Consider the following 18,556-nt stretch of genomic DNA (forward strand, 5'->3'; position numbering starts at 1 on the left):
ATCCATTTCCGGCTGCATCCGCCAGGGTGGCGAAACCAGCGCTCGATTTCATTTGGGAAAACCGATAGACGGAGACTGCAAAAGGATCAACCGCCACCCATGCTTCCCGATCTCGACTTCTACCTTATCGCCATCCCGGCAGTTCTGCTCGTTGGCCTTAGCAAGGGCGGCATGGGGGAAGCGCTCTCGCTGATGGGCGTTCCGATCCTGTCGATGGCGGTGTCACCCGTCCAGGCGGCCGCCCTCCTTCTGCCGATCCTGATCGCGATGGATATCGTCTCCTTGTGGATGTGGCGCAAGCACGGCGATCGCACCACGCTCCTCATGCTGTTGCCGGGCGCCATCGCCGGCATCCTCATCGGCTGGGCGACCTCAGCCTACGTTTCGCGTGACCTCCTTCGCCTGATCATCGGTCTGCTCACCGTGCTCTTCGTGCTCCGATACGTCTACAATGTCTGGCGCAGGCGCCTCGGCACCACCATCGCGCCGAAGAAGCAGCGGGCCGGACCGGCGGCGCTCTGGGGTGCCTTTGCCGGTTACGGCAGCTTCGTCGCGCATGCCGGCGGCCCCCCCTTCCAGATCTACGCGCTGCCGCTACAGCTCGCCCCCCGCGAATACACCGGCACCATCGTGCGCTTCTTCGCGATCCTGAATGCGGTGAAGCTCATCCCCTATTTCGCCCTGGGGCAACTGGACCTGAGCAACCTGAAAATCTCGGCGACGCTCTTTCCGCTCGCCATCGTGGCGACGATGTGCGGGGCCTGGATCGTTCGCCGCATGAAGCCGCAGATCTTCTATCCCTTCATGTATACCATGGCCTTCATCGCAGGCTCGAAGCTGCTCTGGGACGGTATCAGCAGCTTGGCAGCGGGCGGCTGAGCCGCGGCCCAAGTATTACGGAAATATTGCAAAGCAAAATTAGCATATCGCATCGCACAAATTTCTTGCTGCTTCGCAAGATTTCGCCTAACGTCCACCCATGACGATCGCGGACCCTTTCGATGCCATTGCGGACCCGAACCGGCGCCACCTGCTGGAGGAACTGCGACGCGCACCGAAAACCGTAAACGAACTGGCGCAGGGTCTGCCGATCAGCCGCCCGGCCGTGTCGCAGCACCTGAAGGCCTTGCTGGATTGCAATCTGGTCTCGGTTTCGGCGAGCGGTACCCGGCGGATCTATACGATCAACCGGCCGGGTTTCGACCGTCTCAACCTGTGGCTCGACCAGTTCTGGTCCTGAGCCCGGCAGCCGGCCTACAGCGCCGCGCGCCTTATCAGACGCGCAAAGGTCGCTGTAGCTCTTTGAATTGCTGCATGTTTTTGCCCTTTAATCGGCTACGCTTAAAGGAACCATGCAGCAGGCGGCGCCCGAAAGAAACAGACCGGGCGTCGAGCCCGGTCCAGCATTCCGTATCTTCCGTCGTGGGGGATGGTTCTAAACCTTGTTGCGCCTACTCAGAGGGGAGATGGCGCCTCCCGATAGTCCTGGGAAATACCGTTGATAATCAGTGAGTCGAAGAACGAAGCCTTTCGATTTCGTCCTTGATGCGCAGCTTCCTCCGCTTGATGTCATTGATCAGCTCGTCTTCCACCGACGGCTGATTCAATGCTGCATGAAGCTCCTGCTCCAGGGCGCCATGTTTTTTCTCAAGCGTTGCAAGATGAGCCTCAACAGTCATTTGGCAGTCCCTTCCTTTTGCTTGCATCCGGCATGCAAATGCCGGATGTTCCATGGTTGTAACCTTACTACTGTGCCACGCCATTTTTCATTTGTCGAAGGCGAAATGATGACGACGGATAACTTCCCGTTACCGCCCAAGATGTGATAGAGCGGCGCATGAAATTCCGGTTCGAGGAGGACTTCGCAACCGGGCTGATGGGGATCGCTTTGCATGCCGGACCAGGACCAGGCCGAACTCAGACTGACCGCCGCGCGGCTGAGGCAGGAACATGAAGATTACGACGCTGCCATCAATGCCATGATCGAAACCGGCTGCGACGCGCTGAGGATCCAGCGCATGAAGAAGAAGAAGCTGGCGATCAAGGACAAGATCAGCAAGATCGAAGACCAGATCATCCCCGATATCATCGCCTGAACGCGGAACAGGATAGACGTGATCGACACCACGACCCCACCCGTCGCCATTATCATGGGAAGCCAGTCGGACTGGGAAACGATGAAGAACGCCGCCGACACGCTCGACGCGCTCGACATTGCCTATGAGGCGCGCATCGTCTCCGCCCATCGTACGCCCGATCGGCTCGTCAACTTCGCCAAGGGCGCCCGCGACGAGGGCTTCAAGGTGATCATCGCCGGTGCAGGCGGTGCCGCGCATCTGCCCGGCATGTGCGCCTCGATGACGCCGCTGCCGGTCTTCGGCGTACCGGTGCAGTCGAAGGCGCTTTCCGGCCAGGACAGCCTGCTCTCGATCGTCCAGATGCCCGCCGGCATCCCCGTCGGGACGCTGGCGATCGGCCGGGCCGGCGCCGTCAATGCCGCGCTGCTTGCCGCAGCGGTGCTCGCACTCAGCGATGATGATCTTGCCGACAGGCTCGACGACTGGCGTGAACAGCAGACGATTTCGGTCGCCGAATACCCGGTGGACGAGGCATGACCACCATTGGCATTATCGGCGGCGGCCAGCTCGGCCGCATGCTGGCGATGGCGGCAGCCCGACTGAACTTCCGCACCGTCATTCTCGAGCCGCAGACCGACTGTCCGGCCGCACAGGTCGCCAACGAGCAGATCGTTGCGGCCTATGACGACGAGGCCGCGCTCGGCCAGCTCGCGGCCGCCAGCGACATCATCACCTACGAATTCGAGAACGTGCCGGTCGCTGCCGCCGAACGGCTGGCCGCGAAACGTCCTGTCTTCCCGCCGCCGAAAGCGCTGGAAGTCGCGCAGGACCGCCTCGTCGAAAAACGCTACATCAATGATTGCGGCATTGCGACGGCGCGCTTTCACGCCGTCGACAGCCAGGCCGACCTGGAAGCGGCCCTTGCCGATTTCGGCGGGACCGGCGTGCTCAAGACCCGCCGCCTTGGTTACGATGGCAAGGGACAGCGCGTTTTCCGCTCCGCCGCGGACAACCCGGCCGGCGCTTTCGCGGCGCTCGGCGGCGTGCCCGTGATCCTTGAAAGCTTCGTGCCGTTCGAGCGCGAGATCTCGATCATCGCCGCCCGCTCGACCGACGGCAGTGTCGCCTGCTTCGATCCGGCCGAAAACGTGCATCGCAACGGCATCCTCCACACCTCGACGGTGCCGGCAGCCATCGGCGCGGACACGGCGGATGCGGCCCGCAAGGCTGCCAAGGCGATCCTCGATGCACTCGGCTATGTCGGCGTCATCGGGGTCGAATTCTTCGTGCTGGCCGACGGCAGCCTGATCGCCAACGAGATGGCGCCGCGCGTGCATAATTCCGGCCACTGGACGGAGGCGGCCTGCATCGTCTCGCAGTTCGAGCAGCATATCCGCGCCGTCTCGGGATTGCCGCTCGGCAATCCGCGCCGGCATTCCGACTGCGTCATGCAGAACCTGATCGGCGACGACCTCGACGATGTCCCGACATGGCTTGCCGAAGACAATGTCCTGGTGCACCTCTACGGCAAGACCGAGGCGCGCGCCGGCCGCAAAATGGGCCATGTCACACGGCTCGTTCGCGGCTGAAAGCCACAGAAATGCGGAGCAAGACGCCAAAATGCGGCGTCTTGTAGTTGACACATCAGGGGTGACACGGTATTTGCCATCCCACCTTAAAGGAGCGCGCTGAACGGCGCGCTTTTGATTGTTAGAGATACCGGGCGAATTTTCGTTCCCCGAAACCTGCGGATCAGGAAAATGAAGATCAAGAATTCGCTCAAGTCGCTGAAGACCCGTCACCGCGAAAACCGTCTGGTTCGTCGCAAGGGCCGCATCTACATCATCAACAAGTCGAACCCGCGCTTCAAGGCTCGCCAGGGCTGATCCCAGCAGGGTGGTGGGCGTCGCTTTGCCGATGTCCCAAAATTGATTATGAAGTTGTTCCATGGCGAGCTAACATGCTCGCCATGCGAGTTTTTGTACCCCTGATTCTGGCTTTCTCCGCCCTGCTCGCCACCTCCACAGGAGCTGGCAGCTTCTCCTTCGCGGCGGAAGCGGCGGCCCAGACGGAATCCGCCAGCCTCACCACACCGAAGCAACGACTGGATGCGCTGTTCGCGGACCTCAAGAAGGAACGCGACGCCGACAAGGCGCGTGAGCTCGCCAACCAGATCCGCTTGGAATGGCAGGATTCCGGCAGCGCCACCGTCAATCTCCTGATGCAGTGGGCCGACAAGGCGATCACCGACAACAAGCAGGCGGCCGCGCTCGACATCCTCGACCAGGTCATCACGCTTGCGCCCAACTATGTCGAAGGCTGGAACCGCCGCGCGACCTTGCATTACACGATGGGCAACTACCGAAAATCCATGTCGGACATCAACCGCGTGCTGGCGATCGAACCTCGCCATTTCGGCGCGCTTGCCGGCATGGCGGCGATCCTCGGCGCTTCCGGCAAGGACGAGCTCGCCATGCGGGCCTGGGAGCAGTTCCTGAACATCTATCCCACCGATCGCAAGGCGCAGGAGCAACTGGGCGAACTCGCCGAGAAGCTCGCCGGCAGCAAGACCTGAGCGGCCGCGTTACGGCCGATTGCAGCGCCTGCCATCCCCGCCGACGAAAGCACTCCCCTCGAAGTGGCGACAGCCGCTCGACGTTTCCTTGAGCCAAGCTGGCTGGAAGGGCATCGGGCCGGGCTAGCAAAGCCCCGACCGGATCGAGTGCGGTGATTTCGTCGTCGACGTCACCGCCGATCAGTTCGGTGCTGCTCCGCTCCTCGTTGTCCCTCGCACGGACACCCGCTACAAGAAGGCGATCGCGATGCTGCCCTGCCCCGCACTTGCCTGGCAACCCGCGGTAGCCGCCATCTGGTCACGGTGGCAGGTGATACCCCTCGCCGAACCCTGAGGCATCGCTGACGCAAGTGCCGTGAATGGCAATCGACGCCGGAAGACAGACAGAAACAATGTTTCCAGCCATTCTCCTGCTCCTAGGACTAACGCTCGTCGGCATCGCCTACAGCCGCTGGCACGCGCGGGCCTTCGCGCGGCGGTTTCCCAACGTCGGCGAGTTGATCGACATCGGCGGCTATCGCATGAACAGCGTGCATCTGCCGGCAGGACGGAAAGCCGATCTCTTGCCCGTCGTCTTCATCCATGGTGCCAGCGGCAATCTGCTCGATCAGTTGCATGCCTTCGCCCCGGTGCTCGACGGCCGCGCCGAGATGCTCTTCGTCGACCGCCCGGGCCACGGCTATTCCGAGCGGGGCGGAGCGGACAACGACCTTCCGGACGGCCAGGCGGCGGCGATCGCCAAGCTGATGGACAAGCGAGGCATCCGTCGCGCCGTCATCGTCGGCCATTCCTTCGGCGGCGCCATCGCCGCAAGCTTCGCCCTCCATCATCCGGAACGGACTGCCGGTCTCGTCCTGCTGGCGCCTGCGACGCATCCCTGGCCCGGTGGCATCGACTGGTACTACCGTCTTACGGCGTTGCCCTTCATCGGCTGGCTCTTCGCCCATACGCTGGTGACGCCCCTGGGACAGCGGCGCATCGAAGGCGGCACGCGGTCGATCTTTTCACCCAATCCGCGCCCCGATGACTACGTCGACAAGACCGGCCCGCATCTGGTGCTGCGTCCCGCGACCTTCCGCAACAATGCGCGCGATGTGGCCAATCTGCATGCCTATCTGACCGCGACCGCGCCCCGCTACCGTGAGATCGGCGCATCGACCGTCATCATCACCGGCGACAGCGACGGCGTCGTGTTGGCGGACATTCACTCTCGCGGCCTGGCGCGCGATATCCCCGGCGCGGAACTGCTGTGGATCGGCAATCTGGGTCACAAGCCCGACTACGTCGTCACCGACGTCGTCGTCGCCGCACTCGAAAAGATGGCGGGCAAGCCGACCGACCTCGAGGAAATAAAAAGGCGGGCCGAAGCCCGCCTGACCAGGTCGTCCGAAGCCGTCAGCCAGAGCTGATTGCTTCGGAAAGCGGCGTCAGACCCCGCTCAGGCCGTCCGAGCCGATATAGGCGATGCGCAGCATGTTGGTGGCGCCAGGGGTACCCAAGGGCACGCCGGCAGAGATGATGACGCGCTCGCCGGGCTTGCCGAAGCCTTCGGTCACAACGATACGGCAGGCGCGGTTGACCATATCGTCGAGGTCGATCGCATCCTCGGTCACGACGCAGTGCAGCCCCCAGACGACTGAGAGGCGACGTGCGGTCTGGACGATCGGCGAGAGTGCAATGATCGGAACCTGTGGCCGTTCACGGGCGGCGCGAAGGCCCGTGGTGCCGGACGAGGTGTAGCAGACGATCGCGGAGAGACGGAGCGTCTCGGCGATCTGGTGGGCGGCGAGCGAAATCGCGTCGGCACCGGTTGCCTCCGGCGGCGTGCGCTGCGCGTAGATGATGCTGGAATAATGCGGGTCGCGCTCGACGTTGCTGGCGATCGACGCCATGGTCGAAACGGCTTCCACCGGATACTCGCCCGAGGCCGATTCGGCCGACAGCATGACGGCATCCGCACCTTCGAAGACGGCAGTGGCGACGTCGGAGACTTCCGCGCGCGTCGGAACCGGTGCGGAGATCATCGATTCCAGCATCTGCGTGGCAACGACCACCGGCTTGCCGGCGCGGCGACATGCGCGCGTCAACTGCTTCTGCAGGCCCGGTACCGATTCCAGCGGCATTTCGACGCCGAGGTCGCCGCGCGCCACCATCAGCGCGTCCGAAAGCTCGATGATCTCGTCGATCCGGTCGAGCGCCTGCGGCTTCTCGATCTTCGACATCAGGCCGACGCGGCCGCGGGCAATCTTGCGGACCTCGGCCAGGTCTTCCGGCCGCTGCACGAAGGAGAGCGCTACCCAGTCGATCTCGCCGGTTGCGAGAACCGCGTCGAGGTCGGCGCGGTCCTTGTCGGTCAGGACGCCGACGGCGAGCAGCGTATCCGGCAGGCTGACGCCCTTGCGATCGGAGATCTTCGTACCGGCGACGACGGTCGCAACGATGCTCTTGCCGTCGGTCTGCTCGGCCCTGAGATGCAGCTTGCCGTCGTCGATCAGCAGGCGATGGCCGGGCTTGACCGCCTCGAGGATTTCCGGGTGAGGCAGGTAGACACGCGTGTTGTCGCCGGGAACATCCTTGTTGTCGAGCGTGAATGTCTGGCCGACCTTCAGGTCCACCTTGCCTTCCGCGAACTTGCCGACACGCAGCTTCGGGCCCTGAAGGTCGGCGAGGATGCCGATCGGCCGGCCGCAGCGGCTTTCCACCGTGCGGATGCGCTGCACCAGCGTGCGCATCACGTCATGGCTCGCATGGCTCATGTTGATACGGAACAGATCAGCCCCGGCCTCGTGCAGCTTCTGGATCATCTGCTCGTCGGAAGACGCCGGTCCGAGCGTGGCGAGGATTTTGACTTTTCTGTTCCGCTTCATCAATTCTGGCTTTCCTGCGTGCCGGGCGTTTCGGAGAGCTGAACCATCCAGCTCCCTTGCCGCCCCGTGTCGTATTCCTTGAACCCCATGCGCTGGAAGCCGCGGGCAAAGCAGTCCTGGACGCCCGTGATCTTGAACTCGTTCTCCGCGACGCACATGTTGACGTCACCGGTCCAGCGGCCGCCGCGGGCCGCATCTTCCGCGTAGAGATAATAGTATCGTGACTGAAGCTCGCCCTCGATCAGGGTCGCGCAGGTGGTGGCCGGAACCTGCCACCAGCCCTCCGTTACCCAGCCCTCCTTGGCCCGGTAACCGATTGCCACGCCGACGAGATTTTGCGTACCGTTGCAGACGCGAAAATCGGCACGCGCTTCGTCGGCGAAGAGAAATGAGCTTGAGGTTGCCAGGAAAAACAGGAGGATGCCTCCCAGTGTCGTCAGCCCCGGCTTCGCTTTGGAAAAAGGATATCTGGACACGGTTTCCGATGGAACTCCGTTTTGATTTGCGTGGCACTTTCTTGCGACGGCCAGCCCCGAAAGTCAACGTAACTCTAATCGATTACAATCGGCAAATTGCTTTCGAATTGCGCTAAACAGTTGCGGGTTTCTTGCGATTGACGCGCGCGCGTGCAATCAGCGAGGACGTGGCGAGACAACAGACTGGACCGGCATGCAACACTATTCTCCCTATGAGGTTATCGAAGCCAGGCCCACAACCGGGCTCGTTCTGCTGGCCGATCACGCGATGAACCGGCTGCCGGCGGAGTACGGCACGCTCGGCCTACCGGCCTCGGCGTTCGAGCGGCACATCGCCTATGACATCGGCGTCGAGGCGCTGGTGCGACAGCTCTCGCGAATGCTCGATGCGCCGGCCGTGCTCGGTTGCTTCTCCCGCCTGCTGATCGACCCCAATCGCGGCGAGGACGACCCGACGCTGATCATGAAGATCTCCGACGGCGCGATCGTGCCGGGAAACCACCCGATCAGCGAAGAGGAATGGGAGAACCGGTTGAACCGGTTCCACCGCCCCTATCACCGCGCCGTTTCCGAGACGATCGGCCGAAGCGGCGAGGCGCATGGCGCAGCACCGCTCGTCATTTCCATGCATTCCTTCACGCCGGCCTGGAAGGGCGTGGCCCGTCCGTGGCACGCTGCCGTCCTCTGGGATAACGATCCGCGCGCCGTTCTGCCGCTCATCGAGAAGCTCGAGGCATCGGGCGATATCGTCGTTGGCAACAACGAGCCCTATGACGGGGCGCTGCGCGGCGATACCATGTATCGCCATTGCATGACGCCCGGCATTCCCCACGCCCTGATCGAAGTGCGCCAGGACCTGATCGCCGACGAAGCGGGCGTTGCTGCCTGGGCCGAACGGCTGGCGCCGATCCTGGCGGGTCTCAACGCCATGCCCGAGTTGCATCGCTACGAGCGCCACGCCTCGCGCACCGGCGACTACGGCATGAATCCTTAAATCGGGATCGATTTGAGGACAAACTATGCAGCGTTTCAAAGGGCTGCCGCGACCTCAGCGCGCCTTAAAAGACGCGCGGCGCTGTAGTAGAGCATTTCCGATAGAAGTGCGTCGCGGTTTTGCATCCGGAGATGCGCAGTAACTGAAGAGGATCGACGTCCATGACCGAACTGACCCCGGATCAGCAGATCGCCTTCGAGGCCGCCGCCTTTCGCCGCCTCGTCGCCCATCTGCGCGAGCGCTCCGATGTCCAGAACATCGATCTGATGAACCTCGCCGGCTTCTGCCGCAATTGTCTTTCCAACTGGTACCGCGAAGCCGCCGAGCAGGCGGGCGTTCCTCTCGCCAAGGAGGAGTCACGCGAGATCATTTACGGCATGCCCTATGAGGAATGGCGCGAGCGCCACCAAAGGGAAGCAACCGCCGAGCAGAAGGCAGCCTTCGAGATCAACCGCCCGAAGGAATGAGAGCGTTTCGCCGGCGCTTGCCGCGGAAATGACCGCGTTGTTGCGCATTGACCCTTGACCTTGGCGGCTGTTCGCGGCACGTCACGGCACCCAAGAAATTCAATTCCCCATATCAAGGAGAAGACCATGTCGGATGCTCACGGCGTCGCACGCGATCAGCTTCGTGCTTTCATCGAGCGGATCGAACGCCTGGAAGAAGAAAAGAAGACCATCGCTGACGACATCAAGGACGTCTACGGCGAAGCCAAGTCCATGGGCTTCGACACCAAGATCCTGCGCAAGGTCATCTCGATCCGCAAGCAGGATCACGACGAGCGCATGGAACAGGAAGCGATCCTCGACACCTACCTCCAGGCGCTCGGCATGGTGCCGGCAGCCGACGAAGAGTAAGCACGCCTGCAAGGCCGCCGACCGGCGGCCTTCGCCTGGACGTGGGCTCCAGAACAAACTGCAGCCCGACCCCGTCCGAAAGCGGCAGCGCTCGAAAGCACGTCACAGAATTAAAAAGCCCGCCGGACTGTCAGTTCATACCGGCGGGCTTTTTCGTGTCTGCTGTTTGGCTCGAAGCTCAGTTGGTGCTGAACTTCTTCACTTCCATGAAGTTGACGGCAGTGCCGCTGAAGCGGGCAGTATCGACCGTCGTGCCGGCGCTGCTCGAGAAGCCGGCGGCATAGACCGTGGTCGGCGCGGTGCGAAGCGACTTGCTGACGAAGCGCGGTGCCTTGACCGGCTTGGAGAGCGTCGCCACGCGACCGGTCGTCAGTGCCCATTCGGAGATGATCTTCTGCGTCAGCTTCGGCTCGGTGCGGACCGACGAGCGGGTCGCGGCATCGGCATCGTTCTTCTTCGGTCGACCACCCTTTGCCGGCGCTTCTGCCTGCGTGTCGAAGGCATTGTCGAAGACGGCCGCGCGGGCATTCGTGGTCGACGGCGGCGCATAGGCCGCCATTTCGATCGGCTGTTGCGATACTGGTTCGCGCTGGGCCGGCGTCGGAGCGGCAAGCGCCACGCGGGTCGCAGCTTCGGCCGCAACGTCACGCGGCGGCTCTGCCGACGCAACGCCCGGGCGCTCCGCGAAGGAGGGAACCACGACCTTGGCATCGGCAACGGCGGCAAGGGCTGCGTCACCGGCGGGCCGCATCGCCGGAACCGGCACGAAACCAAGCGCCTGGACGTCCGTGGAAGGGTCGGCCGAGGCGACGAGCGTGTTCATGTCACGACGGTCAAGCATCTGCGGCACCGGCACCTTCATCGCGCCGAGGTCGGCAAATTCGCTTGGCATTTCCGGCGTTTGCGGCAGGGCAGCAGCAAGCGCGTCCTGGGCTGCATTCTTTTGCGGCGCTACGAGTGCAACGGCTACGCCACCATCGGCGGGAGCATCCTTGAAGGCAGGACGGACAGCCGGGACCGGAGCATTGATGTTCTGTTCGGCCGCGGCAGCAACCACCGGTTCGGCGGCAACGGAGCCGGCGACACCTGGCAGAGCTTCCTGGGCAGCAGGAGCGGAAGCCGTCTGAACCTGGGCAGGCGCAGCGCCGCCTTCGTCATCGGCACCCGGACCAGCCGCGATCGCCGAGGGTTCTTCATCCTCGTCACCGCCGCCGCCGAAGAGCATGGCGAACAGGTTGCCACGACGCTTGCCGCTTGCGCTATCGCCAGGGCCTGTCGCGCCGCCGCCCGCGACTTCGATCGCCGAAGCACCGACGCGGCGCTTGTAGTCGGCAACCGCCTGCTCATAGCCGGGCAAGGGCTTGCCGTCGGAGGGCAGGTGCATCGTCTTGCCGTCGGGGAAGAGACGCGCCAATTCGGCCCGCGACATGCGCGGCCAGGCGCGGACGCCGCCGACGTCCATGTGAACGAAAGGCGAGCCGGACGTCGGGTAGTAGCCGACGCCGCCCACCTGGAATTTCATGCCGATTTCACGAAGGGTCTTCAGCTTCACGTCGGGAAGGTAGAAGTCCATCGCCTTGCCGAGCATGTGCTGGCTCTTCTTGGCGACGCCCTTCGAGCGCGAACGCAGCATGCCGTTGGTTGCCGGCGAACGATAGGCCGAGACGACGTGGATATAATCGCGCGAACCGCTCTTCTGGTAGACTTCCCAGACGAGGTCGAGCAGGCGCGGATCCATCTTGGTCGGTTCGTTGCGACGCCAGTCGCGAAGGAAACGGTTGATCTCCTGCAGGCCCTTGGGGTCGTAGCGGCCATTGCGCTTGAAGGTGATCTGCGCCTTTTCCTGGGTATGAATGAAGTAGAGTTTCAGTGTCCGGGTCTGGCCCGCGGCCTCCACTGGAGGCGCGAAGCCTGGCGTCACGAGGGAAGCCGCGATAGCAACGGATGTAAGAACCTGCGGCACCTTACGGGTAAAGGCCGCGCAGACTCTCGCTAAGGAGCCGAGCGGCTTCTTAAAACCGAACAAATTTGGCATTCAATCCCCGTCCGACGGACAACCGTGCTTCGCTGTCTCAGATGACTGTCAAATAAGGTGACAGCATGGCAAATATGCCACAGTCGTCACCGCCCCTTATAATATAGTGAACACTTCACTAACAAGGTCTAAACGGCGGTGACTGAATAACACGGCTAATGAATCGTGAATGCGCCGATTTTAAGCCGCCTCCCTCAACGGATTCTCGGGATCTATGCCATAATCCTTCAGCTTGCGGTAGAGCGTCGACCGGCCGATGCCGAGCTTGCGCGCCACCTGACTCATCTGCCCGCGGTAGAATTTCAGCGCAAAACGAATCAATTCCTCTTCCACCTCGGCAAGCTTGCGGACGTCCCCGCCCTCGTCGACGCTGGCGATCGCGTTCTCCATGCGCGGCTCGTGTCCGGCATCGCCCTCCATCGATTTCGCCGCGCTCGCGAAATCGGGATAGACGTTCGGCACCTGCTCCGACGGCGCGGCTGTCCGTTCCGGACCGGCTTCGCCCCAGGAGAAGCCGGAGCGGTCGGAGACGACGTAACCCGGGATCTGGGTGGCGATCTGCGGGAAGTCCTTCACCGTCAGCTCGTTGCCTTCGGCAAGCACCACGGCCCGGAAGATCGCGTTCTCGAGCTGCCGGATGTTGCCCGGCCAATCATAGGCGGTCAGCAGCGCCAGGGCGCCGCTGGATATGGTGAGCGGTGCGTGCAGCCGCTGCTCCGCGGCGAAACGCTCGACGAAGGAGCGCACCAGGACCGGGATGTCTTCCTTGCGCCGGCGAAGCGCCGGAATGGTGATCGGGAAGACGTTGAGGCGGTAGTAGAGGTCCTCGCGGAAACGCCCCTCGCGCACCTCGTTGATCAGGTCCTTGTTGGTGGCGGAGATTAGCCGGACATTGACCTTCTGCGGATGGCGTGCGCCGATCGTTTCGATCTCGCCCTGTTGCACGGCACGCAGGAGCTTGACCTGGACTTCGAGCGGCAGGTCGCCGATCTCGTCGAGGAACAGCGTGCCACCGTCCGCATCGACGAACTTGCCGCTGTGTTTTTCCGTCGCGCCGGTAAAGGCGCCCTTCTCATGGCCGAAGAGAATGCTCTCGACCAGATTGTGCGGGATTGCACCACAGTTGACGGTGACGAACGGCTTGCCGACCCGGTCGCTCGCAGACTGGATGGCACGGGCCACCATTTCCTTGCCGACGCCGGACTCGCCTTCGAGCACGATCGGTATGTTGGACTGGGCGGCGCGGCGCGCCAGATCGATCACCCGGATCATTGCCGGACTTGCCGAAACGATGTCCTCGAAGCCGACGGCACCGCCGCGCGGACGGCGCGAGGTTTTGACCTTGCCGTCGCGGCTTGCCATCTTCAGTGCGTTGCCGATCGCGACCGACAGGCGCTCGGGGGAGACGGGCTTCACCAGGAAGTCGAAGGCCCCAGCCTGCATCGCGTGAACGACGGTCTCTATGCCGCCCTGGCCGGTCTGCACGATGACCGGCGTATCGACGCCGCGCTCGGCGAGTGCTTCGAGGAAGCCGTGCCCGTTCATTTCCGGCATCAGCAGGTCGAGCAGGATGACATTGATCATGCCGCCCTTGCGCTCCAGGAGTTCCAGACCACTGCGGCCGTTGTCGGCGAGATGCGCCACATGGCCGAGACGCTCGATCATGTTCGTCAGCAACCGGCGCTGCACCGGATCGTCATCAATGACCAGAATATGTGATGTCACGGAAGCCTCCTGCTCTGGACACGCGGTACTTTTGGCCAACCTCATGTGCCAAATCACGTCAGGCATCTGTGCCATAAAGGGCTGAACATCATGTTTTGAGAAATGCTTGCATTTTATCCATTGCCGGCGATAGCAATGGGGCCCATATCGCTTGCCTTCTTCCTGTCACGAACGAGAGAAATCCGACGATGACCTTCCGCCCCTTCGCCCCCGAGCAATCCGTTGTCCGTGCCGCCGCCGGCCAGTCCCATGGCGCTGCCGCGGATCTCGGCGACCTGCCCTCCTGGCGGCTCGAAGATCTCTATCCGTCCGCTGCATCGGATGCCTTTCGCAACGACCTGAAGAAGGCCGAGGCCGACGCGATCGCTTTCGAGACCAGGTGGAAGGGCAAGCTGGCCGAAGCCGCGGCGAGGAACGGTGACGACGGCATCGGCGCCGCCGTCCGGGAGTTCGAAGCGCTTGAGGACGTCATGGGCCGCATCGCCTCCTTTGCCGGCCTCACCTATTTCTCGGACACGTCCAAGCCTGAGAACGGCAAGCTTTACGGCGACGTACAGTCGAAGCTTACCGACATGTCGGCGCATCTGCTGTTCTTCTCGCTCGAGCTCAATCGCATCGATGACGCGATCCTGGACAAGGCGCTCGAGAACGATGCGCTGGCCGCGCACTACAAGCCCTGGCTCACCGACCTGCGCATGGACAAGCCCTACCAGCTCGACGACAAGCTGGAGCAGCTTTTCCTCGAAAAATCGATGACGGGTGCTGCCGCCTTCAACCGTCTGTTCGACGAGACGATGGCAAGCCTTACCTTCAACGTCGATGGCGAGGCGCTGCCGCTCGAAGTCACTCTAAACCTGTTGCAGGATCCGGCGACCGAGGTTCGCAAGAAGGCGGCGATGGCGCTTGCCGAAACCTTCAAGAGCAATATCCGCACCTTCACGCTGATCACCAACACGCTTGCCAAGGACAAGGAAATCTCCGACCGCTGGCGTGGCTTTCAGGACATCGCCGACAGCCGCCATCTCGCCAACCGTGTCGAGCGCGAGGTTGTCGATGCGCTGGCCGAAGCCGTCAAATCCGCCTATCCGCGCCTGTCGCATCGCTACTACGCCATGAAGGCAAAGTGGCTCGGCATGCCGGAGATGGATTTCTGGGATCGCAATGCACCGTTGCCGGAAACGCCGAATGCGCTGATTTCCTGGAACGAGGCCAGGGACACGGTGCTTTCGGCATATAATGCCTTCGCTCCGGAAATGGCCGCGATCGCCCGACGCTTCTTCGACGAGAGCTGGATCGACGCGCCGGTGCGCCCGGGCAAGGCACCGGGCGCCTTCGCCCATCCGACGGTACCGTCTGCGCACCCCTACGTGCTCGTCAATTACATGGGCAAGCCGCGCGACGTGATGACGCTTGCGCACGAACTCGGCCACGGCGTGCACCAGGTTCTGGCCGGCGGACAGGGCGCGCTGATGGCCTCGACGCCGCTGACCCTTGCCGAAACCGCTTCCGTCTTCGGCGAGATGCTGACCTTCCGTGCCCTTCTCGACCGGACGAAGGACAAGCGCGAGCGCAAGGCCATGCTGTCGCAGAAGGTCGAGGACATGATCAACACGGTCGTGCGCCAGATCGCCTTCTATGAGTTCGAGCGCAAGGTTCACACCGCCCGCAAGGAAGGTGAACTGACGGCGGATGACATCGGCAAGCTGTGGCTGTCGGTGCAGAGCGAGAGCCTGGGCCCGGCAATCCGGATTTCCGAGGGCTACGAGACCTATTGGGCCTATATTCCGCACTTCATCCACTCGCCTTTCTATGTCTACGCCTACGCCTTCGGCGACTGCCTGGTGAACTCGCTCTACGCCGTCTACCAGAGCGCCGAAAAAGGCTTCCAGGAGAAGTATTTCGAACTGTTGAAGGCCGGCGGCACCAAGCACCATTCGGAGTTGCTCGCACCCTTCGGGCTCGATGCCACCGATCCGTCGTTCTGGGCACAGGGACTGTCGATGATCGAAGGGCTCATCGACGAACTCGAGGCGCTTGATAAGGCCTGATCCGGGCATGGGTCCAGATCACGGCGCGATCGACAAGACGACTTATGAACGACACCGCACCCTATGTGCTGTTCCGGGACGACAGCGAAAACCGTACGACGGTTTTCGCTGAGCCCCTGCGCATCGTCACCGCGCATACGAAAACCGAATTCACCCGTGGCCTTGCCGAGCTCGACCGCGCCCACAAGGCAGGCAAGTGGATCGCCGGCTTCATGTCCTATGAGGCCGGTCACCTCTTCGAGGAGAAGCTCTCGGGTTTCGCCGAGGAGGGCCGTGAAACACCGCTGATGTCCTTCGGCATCTTCGATGCGCCCGCCGAAGACCACCCGCTTGCCGAGCCTCGAAGGCGGACCGAGAACGAACCCTTCCTCAGCGAGCCCCGCGCCGGCTGGAATTTCGACACCTATCGCAAACGCTTCGATCGCCTGCACCAGCACTTGCGCCAGGGCGATTGCTACCAGGCCAACCTGACGATGCCGATCCGCGCCCGCTGGTCCGGCGATCCGCGCACCGCTTTCTGGTCGCTGATCGATCGCCAGCCGGTGAAATACGGCGCACTCGTCGCGCTTGACGGGCCGATCCTGCTGTCGCGATCGCCGGAGCTCTTCTTCCGCGTCGATGCGGACGGCTGGATCGAGACGCACCCGATGAAGGGTACAGCCAGGCGCGGCGCTTCTGCGGCCGAAGACGCCGAGATCATCGCGGCCATGCGCGCCGACGAGAAGACCCAGGCGGAAAACCGGATGATCGTCGATCTTCTGCGCAACGACATCTCGCGGATCACCGAAGTCGGCACGCTCAGCGTCCCCAAGCTGTTCGAGATCGAGACCTACCCGACCGTGCACCAGATGGTGAGCCACGTCCGGGCGAAGCTCTTGCCCGAGATCGGCCTCGAGGCCATCTTCGCCGCTCTGTTCCCCTGTGGCTCGATCACCGGCGCGCCGAAGATGCGGGCCATGGAGATCCTGCACGATCTGGAAGATGGACCGCGCGACGCCTATTGCGGCGCCATCGGCTTCATCGCCCCCAACGGGGTCATGCGCTTCAGCGTCGCAATCCGCACCATTTCGCTTTTCCCCAATGGCGAGGCCATCTTCAACGTTGGTGGCGGCATCGTCTTCGACAGCAACGCACAATCCGAATATGACGAATGCCTTCTGAAGGCCCGTTTCGCCATTGGCGACGATGGGATCGCGCTTGGCGACGACGAGGTCGCGCTTGGCGACGACGAGACCGCGCGATGACGGACTTTTCGCTGATCGAAACGCTGCGCCACGAGCCCGAAAACGGCTTCATCCGCTTGCGCCTGCATCTGGCGCGGCTGAAACGGTCGGCGCGACGTCTCGGCATTCCTGGAGCGGAAGGCGCAGAAGCGGCCTTGCTGGCAGCGGTGGAGAGCGGCGACGACAGGGCCGCACGCCGCGTACGGCTCGAACTTTTGCCGGACGGACGCATCGAGGTGAAGACTGCGCCCTTCGTGCCGTTGCCGGAGGGAACGATCTGGCAGGTGCGGATTGCCGCCACGCTGCTCAATTCCCGCGATCCGCTGCTGCGCTACAAGACCAGCCGCCGGGCGGCCTATGACGCTGCCCGCGGCGAGTTTGCGGCGAGCGAGGCTGACGAGGTTCTTCTTCTCAACGAGAAAGGCGAGGTCTGCGAGGGCACGATCACCTCGGTCTTCCTCGACGACGGCAGCGGGGTCCTGAAGACGCCGCCGATCGCCTGCGGCCTGCTTGCGGGCGTCCTGCGCACCGAACTGGTCTGTGCGCGCCGGGCGCGAGTCGCACGGCTTTCGCCCACCGATCTCACCCGTGGGACGCTCTATGTCGGCAATTCGCTACGCGGTCTGATCCGGGTGCGACTCCTGGTCTGAACCGGGAAGCGTGTAGCGTCTGACGCGATCGCGCCCGTCGCGCTTGGCGAGGTAAAGCGCCTGGTCGGCGCGCGCATAAAGGTCGCTCACCGAATCGCCATCGCGATACTCCGCCAGACCGACAGAACAGGTGTAGAAGAACTCCGGAATGTTCTCGAGCGGCCGGGAGCTTCTGACCTTTTCGAGCAGGCGGTCGAGAATGCGATTGCCTTCGCTGATAGTGGTATCGGGCAGGATGAGCATGAATTCCTCACCGCCGATGCGACCGAAGCAATCCGAGCGGCGCACGAATTCCTGCATCTGGCGGGCGAAGTCGAGCAACACCTCGTCGCCGCGCTGGTGCCCGTGGCGGTCGTTGATCGCCTTGAAATAATCGATGTCGATGATCGCGACGCAACCCCACATATGCGGGTTTTCGGCGCAGTTGGCAATGAACTCGGTCAACCGTCCCATCGTGTAGCGACGGTTGGGCACGCTGGTCAGCTCGTCGACCTGAGCCGCCCGAAGCGCAAAGTCGCGGTCCTGCCGGAGTTCGCGCTCCCCGGCGTGGATGCTGGTGACATCGACGGCGATGCAAAGCATCCAGCCGTCGGAATCCACCGTCTCCGTCATCCACAGCCAACGGCCGTCATGCAGGTCGGTTTCCATCGCACGAAAAGGTACCTTGCCGCGCCGGTGAGCCGTCGAGGAGATCCAGGCGTTGACATCGTCGGTCTTCAGGACGGTTCCGCGACCGGCGGCGTGGTTGCGGCGCATGATCTCCGCCCAGGTCGGGCTCTCGTCCGGACCGACATGATAGGCCGCACGAAATGCCGGATTGGCAAACCGCAATCGATCATGCTGATCGTAGAGCGCGATCAGTACGGGTGTTTTGCTCTGTAAGGCCGCAAGAGCCTTGAGATGACTACCGGTCACGGTCTGTCACGCCTCCGGGTCGGACAATATCAATCATGGCGCGAAGCGGATGCTTCGGACGAAGCTATAGCACGAAGTGCCTGTGACAAGCGTTTACGCGTGCGAAACGATGG

Annotated in this window: 20 protein-coding genes; 14 read left to right on the forward strand and 6 right to left on the reverse strand. The window is 62.9% G+C overall.

All coding sequences use genetic code 11. The annotated features are described in order from the left end of the window. Nucleotides 1–99: 99 nt before the first annotated feature. Nucleotides 100–879 carry a sulfite exporter TauE/SafE family protein gene (locus AC1Z3V_RS14490; protein ID WP_483499944.1) on the forward strand — a complete coding sequence of 260 codons (780 nt, stop codon included), beginning with the start codon at nt 100–102 and terminating at the stop codon, nt 877–879. Between the two features lie 100 nt (nt 880–979). Beyond that, nucleotides 980–1,240, forward strand: a complete 261-nt coding sequence (locus AC1Z3V_RS14495) for an ArsR/SmtB family transcription factor (protein WP_429813331.1) — start codon at nt 980–982, stop codon at nt 1,238–1,240. A 265-nt stretch (nt 1,241–1,505) separates the two neighbouring features. On the opposite strand, the gene AC1Z3V_RS14500 is transcribed toward AC1Z3V_RS14495, so the two are convergent. Next, nucleotides 1,506–1,679, reverse strand: coding sequence for a YdcH family protein (locus AC1Z3V_RS14500; protein WP_173520662.1), 174 nt, complete (start codon nt 1,677–1,679; stop codon nt 1,506–1,508). A gap of 213 nt (nt 1,680–1,892) precedes the next feature. Here AC1Z3V_RS14500 and AC1Z3V_RS14505 point away from each other — a divergent pair, with 213 nt between their 5' ends. The 6 genes from AC1Z3V_RS14505 to AC1Z3V_RS14530 all read left to right on the forward strand — a co-directional run bounded on the left by AC1Z3V_RS14505 (nt 1,893) and on the right by AC1Z3V_RS14530 (nt 6,062). Then, a complete protein-coding gene (locus AC1Z3V_RS14505) occupies nt 1,893–2,096 on the forward strand; it encodes a YdcH family protein (RefSeq protein WP_057254651.1) in 204 nt (67 codons plus the stop codon). A gap of 54 nt (nt 2,097–2,150) precedes the next feature. Next, entirely contained in the window at nt 2,151–2,615 is a 465-nt protein-coding gene (gene purE / locus AC1Z3V_RS14510) for a 5-(carboxyamino)imidazole ribonucleotide mutase (RefSeq protein ID WP_065375341.1), read from the forward strand. Continuing rightward, nucleotides 2,612–3,667, forward strand: coding sequence for a 5-(carboxyamino)imidazole ribonucleotide synthase (locus AC1Z3V_RS14515; RefSeq protein WP_483499945.1), 1,056 nt, complete (start codon nt 2,612–2,614; stop codon nt 3,665–3,667). The genes purE and AC1Z3V_RS14515 overlap by 4 nt, the downstream gene beginning before the upstream one ends. A 171-nt stretch (nt 3,668–3,838) precedes the next feature. Further along, nucleotides 3,839–3,964 carry a type B 50S ribosomal protein L36 gene (gene ykgO / locus AC1Z3V_RS14520; protein WP_034806120.1) on the forward strand — a complete coding sequence of 42 codons (126 nt, stop codon included), beginning with the start codon at nt 3,839–3,841 and terminating at the stop codon, nt 3,962–3,964. Between the two features lie 74 nt (nt 3,965–4,038). Continuing rightward, nucleotides 4,039–4,653 (forward strand): hypothetical protein, encoded by a 615-nt coding sequence (locus AC1Z3V_RS14525; protein ID WP_483499947.1) that lies wholly within the window; start codon nt 4,039–4,041, stop codon nt 4,651–4,653. 392 nt (nt 4,654–5,045) lie between these two features. Next, on the forward strand, nt 5,046–6,062 hold the full coding sequence (locus AC1Z3V_RS14530) for an alpha/beta fold hydrolase (RefSeq protein WP_483499949.1): 1,017 nt from the start codon (nt 5,046–5,048) through the stop codon (nt 6,060–6,062). An 18-nt stretch (nt 6,063–6,080) separates the two neighbouring features. Here AC1Z3V_RS14530 and pyk read toward each other — a convergent pair whose 3' ends face one another. Continuing rightward, a complete protein-coding gene (gene pyk, locus AC1Z3V_RS14535) occupies nt 6,081–7,520 on the reverse strand; it encodes a pyruvate kinase (RefSeq protein WP_429813317.1) in 1,440 nt (479 codons plus the stop codon). Next, nucleotides 7,520–7,996, reverse strand: coding sequence for a DUF1036 domain-containing protein (locus AC1Z3V_RS14540; RefSeq protein ID WP_173520400.1), 477 nt, complete (start codon nt 7,994–7,996; stop codon nt 7,520–7,522). Before AC1Z3V_RS14540 ends, pyk begins: the two co-directional genes overlap by 1 nt. Before the next feature lie 193 nt (nt 7,997–8,189). On the opposite strand from AC1Z3V_RS14540, the gene AC1Z3V_RS14545 reads away from it, so the two are divergent. From AC1Z3V_RS14545 to AC1Z3V_RS14555, 3 genes are all read left to right on the forward strand, one after another. Then, nucleotides 8,190–8,990 (forward strand): N-formylglutamate amidohydrolase, encoded by an 801-nt coding sequence (locus AC1Z3V_RS14545; RefSeq protein ID WP_483499951.1) that lies wholly within the window; start codon nt 8,190–8,192, stop codon nt 8,988–8,990. Between the two features lie 161 nt (nt 8,991–9,151). Further along, complete coding sequence (locus tag AC1Z3V_RS14550) at nt 9,152–9,457, forward strand: DUF1244 domain-containing protein (protein ID WP_247959784.1); 306 nt, start codon at nt 9,152–9,154, stop codon at nt 9,455–9,457. A 126-nt stretch (nt 9,458–9,583) separates the two neighbouring features. Then, nucleotides 9,584–9,847, forward strand: a complete 264-nt coding sequence (locus tag AC1Z3V_RS14555) for a DUF2312 domain-containing protein (protein ID WP_065778663.1) — start codon at nt 9,584–9,586, stop codon at nt 9,845–9,847. Nucleotides 9,848–10,025: 178 nt separating this feature from the next. Here AC1Z3V_RS14555 and AC1Z3V_RS14560 read toward each other — a convergent pair whose 3' ends face one another. Both AC1Z3V_RS14560 and AC1Z3V_RS14565 read right to left on the reverse strand, forming a co-directional pair. Beyond that, nucleotides 10,026–11,882: a peptidoglycan L,D-endopeptidase MepK gene (locus AC1Z3V_RS14560; protein WP_483499953.1), complete on the reverse strand. Its 1,857-nt coding sequence runs from the start codon at nt 11,880–11,882 to the stop codon at nt 10,026–10,028. Between the two features lie 180 nt (nt 11,883–12,062). Further along, entirely contained in the window at nt 12,063–13,607 is a 1,545-nt protein-coding gene (locus AC1Z3V_RS14565) for a sigma-54-dependent transcriptional regulator (RefSeq protein WP_483499955.1), read from the reverse strand. 188 nt (nt 13,608–13,795) lie between these two features. Here AC1Z3V_RS14565 and AC1Z3V_RS14570 point away from each other — a divergent pair, with 188 nt between their 5' ends. From AC1Z3V_RS14570 to AC1Z3V_RS14580, 3 genes are read left to right on the forward strand one after another with little or no spacing between them, the layout of a single operon-like run. Then, nucleotides 13,796–15,655 carry a M3 family oligoendopeptidase gene (locus AC1Z3V_RS14570; RefSeq protein ID WP_483499956.1) on the forward strand — a complete coding sequence of 620 codons (1,860 nt, stop codon included), beginning with the start codon at nt 13,796–13,798 and terminating at the stop codon, nt 15,653–15,655. Between the two features lie 44 nt (nt 15,656–15,699). Further along, nucleotides 15,700–16,899 (forward strand): aminodeoxychorismate synthase component I, encoded by a 1,200-nt coding sequence (locus AC1Z3V_RS14575; protein ID WP_483499958.1) that lies wholly within the window; start codon nt 15,700–15,702, stop codon nt 16,897–16,899. Further along, nucleotides 16,896–17,528 carry an aminotransferase class IV family protein gene (locus tag AC1Z3V_RS14580; protein ID WP_483499959.1) on the forward strand — a complete coding sequence of 211 codons (633 nt, stop codon included), beginning with the start codon at nt 16,896–16,898 and terminating at the stop codon, nt 17,526–17,528. The genes AC1Z3V_RS14575 and AC1Z3V_RS14580 overlap by 4 nt, the downstream gene beginning before the upstream one ends. Here the strand turns inward: AC1Z3V_RS14580 and AC1Z3V_RS14585 are convergent. Continuing rightward, a complete protein-coding gene (locus tag AC1Z3V_RS14585) occupies nt 17,493–18,443 on the reverse strand; it encodes a GGDEF domain-containing protein (protein ID WP_483499961.1) in 951 nt (316 codons plus the stop codon). The two genes, AC1Z3V_RS14580 and AC1Z3V_RS14585, sit on opposite strands and share 36 nt — an antisense overlap. Nucleotides 18,444–18,556 lie beyond the last annotated feature (113 nt).

Source organism: Ensifer sp. 38_S197 (genome assembly GCF_056924495.1).

Coding starts and splice junctions, on each gene's coding strand:
- AC1Z3V_RS14490 (WP_483499944.1), top strand. CDS start 100: ATGCTTCCCGATCTCGACTTCTACCTTATCGCCATCCCGGCAGTTCTG.
- AC1Z3V_RS14495 (WP_429813331.1), top strand. CDS start 980: ATGACGATCGCGGACCCTTTCGATGCCATTGCGGACCCGAACCGGCGC.
- AC1Z3V_RS14500 (WP_173520662.1), bottom strand. CDS start 1,679: ATGACTGTTGAGGCTCATCTTGCAACGCTTGAGAAAAAACATGGCGCC.
- AC1Z3V_RS14505 (WP_057254651.1), top strand. CDS start 1,893: ATGCCGGACCAGGACCAGGCCGAACTCAGACTGACCGCCGCGCGGCTG.
- purE (WP_065375341.1), top strand. CDS start 2,151: ATGGGAAGCCAGTCGGACTGGGAAACGATGAAGAACGCCGCCGACACG.
- AC1Z3V_RS14515 (WP_483499945.1), top strand. CDS start 2,612: ATGACCACCATTGGCATTATCGGCGGCGGCCAGCTCGGCCGCATGCTG.
- ykgO (WP_034806120.1), top strand. CDS start 3,839: ATGAAGATCAAGAATTCGCTCAAGTCGCTGAAGACCCGTCACCGCGAA.
- AC1Z3V_RS14525 (WP_483499947.1), top strand. CDS start 4,039: ATGCTCGCCATGCGAGTTTTTGTACCCCTGATTCTGGCTTTCTCCGCC.
- AC1Z3V_RS14530 (WP_483499949.1), top strand. CDS start 5,046: ATGTTTCCAGCCATTCTCCTGCTCCTAGGACTAACGCTCGTCGGCATC.
- pyk (WP_429813317.1), bottom strand. CDS start 7,520: ATGAAGCGGAACAGAAAAGTCAAAATCCTCGCCACGCTCGGACCGGCG.
- AC1Z3V_RS14545 (WP_483499951.1), top strand. CDS start 8,190: ATGCAACACTATTCTCCCTATGAGGTTATCGAAGCCAGGCCCACAACC.
- AC1Z3V_RS14550 (WP_247959784.1), top strand. CDS start 9,152: ATGACCGAACTGACCCCGGATCAGCAGATCGCCTTCGAGGCCGCCGCC.
- AC1Z3V_RS14555 (WP_065778663.1), top strand. CDS start 9,584: ATGTCGGATGCTCACGGCGTCGCACGCGATCAGCTTCGTGCTTTCATC.
- AC1Z3V_RS14560 (WP_483499953.1), bottom strand. CDS start 11,882: ATGCCAAATTTGTTCGGTTTTAAGAAGCCGCTCGGCTCCTTAGCGAGA.
- AC1Z3V_RS14570 (WP_483499956.1), top strand. CDS start 13,796: ATGACCTTCCGCCCCTTCGCCCCCGAGCAATCCGTTGTCCGTGCCGCC.
- AC1Z3V_RS14575 (WP_483499958.1), top strand. CDS start 15,700: ATGAACGACACCGCACCCTATGTGCTGTTCCGGGACGACAGCGAAAAC.
- AC1Z3V_RS14580 (WP_483499959.1), top strand. CDS start 16,896: ATGACGGACTTTTCGCTGATCGAAACGCTGCGCCACGAGCCCGAAAAC.